General features: G+C 65.5%; 1 protein-coding gene. It reads right to left on the bottom strand.

Going from position 1 to position 1,140, the window contains the following annotated elements:
* Position 1 precedes the first annotated feature (1 nt).
* Positions 2-1,087 (bottom strand): nitrilase-related carbon-nitrogen hydrolase, encoded by a 1,086-nt coding sequence (locus tag HC028_RS26800; protein ID WP_168080223.1) that lies wholly within the window; start codon positions 1,085-1,087, stop codon positions 2-4.
* Between the last annotated feature and the right edge of the window lie 53 nt (positions 1,088-1,140).

Genomic DNA, 1,140 nt, shown 5'->3' with positions numbered 1-1,140 from the left:
GTCAGATCTGCGGGGGCGTGAGGAGGCCCCGCTCGATGAGCTTCTTGATGTTGTCGGCCCGGCGGACGTCCTCGCGGGCGAGCCAGCCCTCCTGCGGCAGCTCGTCGACGTACTGGTTCTTCTCGTAGATCGGCTGCTCGTAGATCGCCGCGTACTGCTCGGTACGCAGGTCCTTGAACCAGTTCATCACGCCGTTGGCCGCCCGCGCCCGGCGCAGCGCCTCGATGTCGATGACGTAGCTGACGAACGAGTCGCCCGGGATCAGACCCTCCTGGCGAGCCACCACCCGACCCTTGCTGTCCACGATCATCGACCGGCCACCGAACAGGTCGAACATGTGCCCGTCGTCGTCCATCTGCGGACCCAGGTTCGGCGAGATCACATAGGTCTGGTTGAACATCGCGTGAGCCCGGTTCTGCAGCTCCCACATGCCCTGGGCGACCTGCGGGTCGATCAGGGTGGCCCGGATGATGATCTCCGCGCCGTTCATCGCCAGACCCCGCGAGGTCTCCGGGTACGCGCCCTCGTGGCAGATGATGTACCCGATGTTGCCGATCTCGGTCTTGGCCACCGGGAAGATGGCGTCCAGGACGTTGCCGTTGCCCTTCTTGGCCACCCACTCGTCGTAGATGTCGTGCGGGTTGGTCGTGCCCAGCGCACCACCCTCGTAGGCGTCGCTGGTGGACTTCGCCCGCTTGTAGATGACCTCACCCTCGGGGCTGATGATGAACGCCATGTTGAACAGGTGACCCGGGAAGTCCTCGTCGGTCACGAACAGCAGCTCAGCCGCGATGTAGGTGTCCAGCTCCCGGGCCTTGGCCGCCAGCACGTCGGTCTCCGGACCCGGCACCGTCGTGGCGAACGCCGCGTGCGCCTCCCGGTTACCGGCCGTGAAGTTCTCCGGCATGCCCTGGATGGCCATCTCCGGCAGCACGACCAGCTTGACCGGCGCGCCCTCGGTGGCGGCGGTCCGAACCGCCATCTCCATGAACTTGCAGATGCGCTTGGCGCTCTCGACCGCGTCCTCACGCTTCTTCATGGTGACGATGCGCGGCGAGATCGCCACAACTCCGTACGGTGCAACCACAGTCAGATTCCTCCTGACTCATGCGCCTCGGCGGTATGCCGCTCGGCACTCTT

The sequence above is a fragment of the Planosporangium flavigriseum genome (genome assembly GCF_011947225.1).
Taxonomy (GTDB): Bacteria; Actinomycetota; Actinomycetes; order Mycobacteriales; family Micromonosporaceae; genus Planosporangium; species Planosporangium flavigriseum.
Note: the sequence above shows the minus strand (reverse complement) of the source record. Positions and strands in the feature narration are given on the sequence as shown.